The 5,767-nt window shown below is 38.8% G+C and carries 3 protein-coding genes; 1 reads left to right on the top strand and 2 read right to left on the bottom strand.

Going from position 1 to position 5,767, the window contains the following annotated elements:
• Positions 1-1,084, top strand: a 1,084-nt coding sequence (locus QZ562_RS18860) for a fused MFS/spermidine synthase (RefSeq protein WP_293763672.1), incomplete at its 5' end; no start/stop codon positions are given.
• Positions 1,085-1,862: 778 nt separating this feature from the next.
• Here QZ562_RS18860 and QZ562_RS18855 read toward each other — a convergent pair.
• Both QZ562_RS18855 and QZ562_RS18850 read right to left on the bottom strand, forming a co-directional pair.
• Complete coding sequence (locus tag QZ562_RS18855) at positions 1,863-5,399, bottom strand: hypothetical protein (protein WP_293763669.1); 3,537 nt, start codon at positions 5,397-5,399, stop codon at positions 1,863-1,865.
• An 82-nt stretch (positions 5,400-5,481) separates the two neighbouring features.
• A partial coding sequence (locus QZ562_RS18850; protein WP_293763666.1) for a hypothetical protein occupies positions 5,482-5,767 on the bottom strand: 286 nt, incomplete at its 5' end.

The following is a 5,767-nucleotide window of genomic DNA, read 5'->3' as shown; positions in this document are numbered from 1 at the left end:
CTTAAAGAGTATTTTCAATACAAAAACACTTTTAAAAAATTGTCTATTTGGTGTCATATTAATATTATTGCTTATGCTTGGTTGGTTTCAACTTGACACTGATAAGGAGCTTAGCCTAGCAACCGTTCAAATATTGATGATTATTGTATTTTATACTAATCAATCTATTCAACGTAGTTTATTGATTGTGATTGCATTTTTGCTTGTAGACCCTACTTATTCAATATACATGAACTTAACAAGAACCCAAGAACAAGCCTTAGTGATGCAAAAAAACAAGCCCGAAACAGTCTTTAAAGCCAGAAATTTCTTTGGGATCAGTGAAGTGACTTATGACCCAGAACATAATGCTTACAAATATTATCACGGCACTACTTTTCATGGTGGGCAATTTAAGGATCCTCGATACGCACTCAGACCAGGTACTTATTATCATCATCTCTTAACAGAGTTCAAAGATGTATTACCATTATCTAAAAAGCAAGATCCCATTGCTGTTACAGGCCTAGGTGTGGGTACTTTGACTTGTTTTGCATCAAATAATCAAGAGATAGATCTTTATGAAATTGATCCGATCGTTATTGATATTGCGCAGGACGAACGATATTTTACTTATCTACGCGACTGTGAGGGGCAAAAAAATGTCATATTAGGGGATGCGCGACTTAAGTTACAAGAGGTACAAGACAAACGTTATGGGATTATGTTCCTGGATGCTTATTCATCAGATTCATTACCTATTCATTTACTCACAGATGAAGCCTTCCAACTTTATCTTAGCAAACTTAAAGATAACGGTATCCTTGCATTTAATATTACCAATCGTCATTTAAACCTAAAACCAGTGCTTGCAAAGTTTGTCGAAAAATATAATTTGAAAGCATATCGTAAAACGACAGAAGCATCGGATCGTGATTATTCTATATATTTATTATCATCATCTGAATGGGTTATTATGGCGCGCTCAAGTTCAGATCTGCCAAGTACAGAATTTTTAGAAAAACATCAATGGGAGCCTCTTATTGTGAGAGAGTCCATTTATTGGACTGACAACTTTTCATCAATATTATCTATTTTAAAGTAGCAAAATCATATGAAGATATAACCTTATTGTATTCGCATAACAGAACCCAAAGTTTGTCATATTGTAAGGTAAATTAAATTTTTTGGTTAAGTCTCATTTTAAAGAACAACTTAACCACTTAATACTTTCGTCAGCGCACCGATAAGTTTAAGCTTTATGGTTTGTATCATTCTGATTGCCGATGAGCATTTCAACTCATATTTTAGGCGCGAAAAAATACAAAAGTTGCCGTCCACCCAGGTGTTTTATTAATGACAGACGTTAGTATTTGTTCTTTTCCATCATTAAGTTTAATAATTACAGTCTTAACTTCGGTATCTGAATCTATTAAGCTACTTTACAACTTAATTAACGAAGCTATGCATAAGTAAGCTGTGAACTGTAAAATTACAAACGACACTAACTTTATTTTATACCCCATGATGGGTCCCTGAAGGCTATTACAGCCTTAAACACGCAAGTGTTCAGTTAATTATGGATTGTGCGCTAGCTTGCAAGCTTACCTATCTCTCACACTGTTATTATACACTTCCTATGGCTCCCTTTACGCAATATCATTAGCTGTAAATTCACTTAGTATTCAGATTTTTTTCCCTGTTCAGGTAAATAAAAACGTCTTTCGGTGTGTCGAGTTTGCCAACTTTTATGGACAAAAAAAAGCTCCGCTAAATAGCGGAGCTTTGCATTAAAGTTTTTAACTAAAGATAAACGGCATCAATATTAAAAGCTAACTGATCATCAAACATAACAATGTTGGAATAAAAAATCGTTATGCCTGTTATTTTTTCTTACCTTTGCTTTTGCCCTTGTGCTTACCTTTGCTTTTGCTCTTGTGCTTATCTTTGCTCTTGTGCTTATCTTTGCTCTTGTGCTTATCTTTGCTCTTGTGCTTATCTTTGCTCTTGTGTTTACCTTTGTCTTTACCGCCCTTACCACCGCCTGTGTCGCCACCGCCGGTGTTGCCGCCTACACCAAGGACAACACCAGTATTGCCAACGTTACATGCAAAACTACCTTTTTCACCAATCAATCCATCAAGTAAGAATAGGTTCAGTAAATCTGATTCGTTATCTTTACCATTACCTTGTGCCATTCCACAATCTTCGTTGCCTGCCATTTCTTTATCAGAACAACTCTTGTGAAATCTAGATGTACCGACTACCGCGCCACTAATATATAAGTCAGTGTCATTGCCTCTATCTAAGACATTAAACGTAATCTGGTTGCCATTGTTTACACCAGTAAACATTTGACCAGTGGCCGTTTCAATATCCACACCATCAGGACCGTTCCAGATCATCGACATACTTGTAATATCTTTGATGTCCTTACAACTGATCGGCTCCTGTGGCGGCACTACCGAAATATCGATAGAATCGCTGGCGTCACAACTGTTCAAATCGTTACCAGAAATATTAGCCGTAGCAAATGATGATTGCGTTAATGTACCAAATACTGACGAAGTAGCTTGAACGCTGTAATTTTCACCTGCCGCAAGCTGCGTAGGAATAACATCCAAAACATTACCTAGATTGCTATCAAATATACTGGTCAAGTCAATAGAAGTACTACCTGTGTTGGTAACGGTGTATTGGTGAAGAACATCAACAGCAGAGTGAGAGATAGCTGAGCAGCTTTCACTGAACACACCAGGTGTTCCAGGACCCTCACTTACATAACCACCCTCTTTATCTTCAAAGTTAACCACAAACCAATTTGGTGATGGGTCACCTTTATCGCTGTTGACTGGGTTAGGCGTGTTGCCATCTAATGGAGCTGGACGACCAGCATAATAAACAGCTGAGCAACTGGTATGGATGATTTCCAACACATTGTTAATGGTTATGTTGGTTTTTGACCCTAAGTCTGAATTTCCGTCAATAGTATAACCATTTTGAGAAGGAGAAGTTAAGATTGTTACACCAGATATAAGGTCAACATTTGTATAAGTAGCCGAACCACCATTTTTACCTTCAAACACAACTGTTGCACCCAAAATGCTAGGTCCAGTATATCTCAAGGTAGTCGCTTTAATTTTAGCCTCACAAAGCAAGTTATCAGACTCTGGAACATCAACAATGGCACACTGTTGATTAAGGGATAAACTACATACTTCAACTTGTGCACAGTTCACATTCGCTTCGTTGTTGTCTTCAACAGGCAATCCTGAAATGATACCTTCTGCATTTACCGAAGCGATATTGCGTTTGTTGCCGATAGAATCACATCTATTGTCCTTAAACAGCTCTGGAATAGTGTAAAAAGTATTACCAGCATCTATCGTTACTTCTTCACCTGGAGCCATAGTTAGACCGGCTAATGTGAAATCAGTAATGCCAAGCGTAGCGTCATTTATAACAATGTCGGATAAACTTTCGTCTCCGATATTGCGTACAATCAAACGGTAAGTCGCGTCGTTACCTATTAAACCATTTACCGCATCAGCAACGGTATCAGCATCGAAAAATGGCGCGTGACCAGTCAAACTTACTTGTTTAAGTAGTTCAATCTCTGGCCCTTCAATACAACGAACGTTAGCAGGATTTTCATCCCCTACGGCAGTGTTGCTGTCTTGACCTGTTGCAATCACTTTAGCAATATTATATTTATTGCCTGTGTTTTCACATAAATTCAGAACCTCTAAATTTGCAAAACCAGTATCACCCGATTTGATAACACGCGTTTCACCTACCATCAAATTAGTAATCATTTGGTTTATGCCTAATGTTGAGTCATCTATCTCAACATTATTCAGAATTTCAGTACCGATGTTTTCTACTATTAGGCGATAGACTGCATCTGTTTGGCCTACTAAACCCACTGGTACATCCGCGTCACTAGCTTGATCAGCATCAAAGAAATTTGTGCCATCAATACTCACTCGCTTAAGTAAGCGTATTTTAGGATCACCGCAGACTACGTTTGCAGGGTCAGAATCGTCAACCATGACATTAGAAAATTTACCGCTTGCTTCCACGTCTGCAACGTTCAACTTAGTACCGGTTGAATCACATATTTCAGACACATAAAGAGCAGAGAAACCGAAGTCACCGCTTGAGATAGTCACAAACTCACCCGAATTCAATGCAGCAATGTCAGCACTGATAATTCCTAGTGTTGTATCGGTAATCGACACATTGACTAAATCTTCGTTACCTGTATTTATCACAATTAAACGATACTCTGCACTCGACATTAGATTAGCAAATGCGGCTGATGCAACAGAATTAGCGTCCAAGAATGGACCACCGTCTACGCTGACTTCCTTACGGATATCGATTTCTGGCGTAGCGTTGCATTGCACATTAGCGGGATCATCGTCACTCACGTCAACATTGCTAACTACACCTGTTCCCATAACGGTGGCGAGGTTTGTTTTTAAACCTAAAGTATCCTCGCAGCGATTGGGGAAGAAGAGTTTCGAATAACCAAGATCATTTTGATTGATAATACGCACCTCACCAGGTGCCATATCGCCACCAGGAACAGAGACGGCCGCAATCATAAGCGTGGGATCGTCAATATTAACGTTGGTTAATGTTTCAGGACCCGTATTGGTAACTACATATTGATAATAAGCATCAACATTGCCAACGACACCTGAAGGAATAGTTTGAGGGTAAATATCACAGCTATCAGCGTTGATATTGTCGGCATCAAAGAAGTTGACGTTATCAATACTGACTAAAGTACAAATAGCGATATCCGGCACAGGAAGAGGCGTTTTTCCTAAGTTACCTTTTGCATCACCACTAAAGCTTGTTTCGAAGTTAATGAAATTAGAATTTTCAGACGCGTATTTTAGACTCACTACGCCGTTAGGGTAATCGCCAGCTAACTGACCACCGGTGATAGTAAAGGTCATATCGAAATTTGCAACGACGCCTCCGAAAGCATACCCAAAGCTAGTCACTTCAGCCGTTAGCAATACACCATCACCAACAACAGCGCCGTTACTAACTGCACCGATTAAAACAAGATCATCTTCAGCTATTCCGCCCACTAAGTTACCGTTTGAATCAACTTCTATATTGATTGTCAGTTCTTGAAGCCCGCCAGTACTAACGGTGACTTGCGATGGTGGTCCACTGATATTTTTAAAAGAATCCGGACGCGCAGTGACTTTAAATAAATCAGTAGCAGCGTTGTAAATCGTCGATTGGGTGGATGTTACATTTTTATTAAATACAAATTGGGGACTTTGAACAGTAACACCAATTAGCATTGCATTAGTGGTGGCAGCAAATAAACACGTTATCAACAATAAAATTGATTTTTTTCGAGTTATTGCAAAAGCTGATTTCAAAAAGTTCATGGATATAATCTTCCTCTCAAATTTGAAGAGCACTTAGGTTACTTAAGCACCCTAAGTGCGTGAACGGGGTGACTAGAGTAGATTACCTACGAATTTTTTTACGTAACCCTAATGCAATGAAACCGATTAAGAAAATTGACAATGAATTAGGAGTGGAAACTTCAACTGCGAATGTGTCTGATGACGCGTTCTCTACATCACTTGCAAAAGCAGCATTAAAACCGCCGTTGTAACCAGTAAAATTCATAATCACACCAATCGTTGAACCTATTCCACCATATAGTGCTGCAGCATCGCCGCCAGTTACATTAAACAAGAAATTTAGTGCCATATTTATGCCGCCCACTTGTAAAAGGGTTCCAGTTATT

This window comes from uncultured Paraglaciecola sp., from assembly GCF_913058035.1.
Taxonomy (GTDB): Bacteria; Pseudomonadota; Gammaproteobacteria; order Enterobacterales; family Alteromonadaceae; genus Paraglaciecola.
The sequence above is the reverse complement of the archived record's forward strand: the minus strand, read 5'-3'. Positions and strand labels throughout refer to the sequence as shown.

Bases quoted from the DNA above. Each gene is read 5' to 3' on its own strand.
- QZ562_RS18855 (WP_293763669.1), bottom strand. From the start codon at position 5,399: ATGAACTTTTTGAAATCAGCTTTTGCAATAACTCGAAAAAAATCAATT.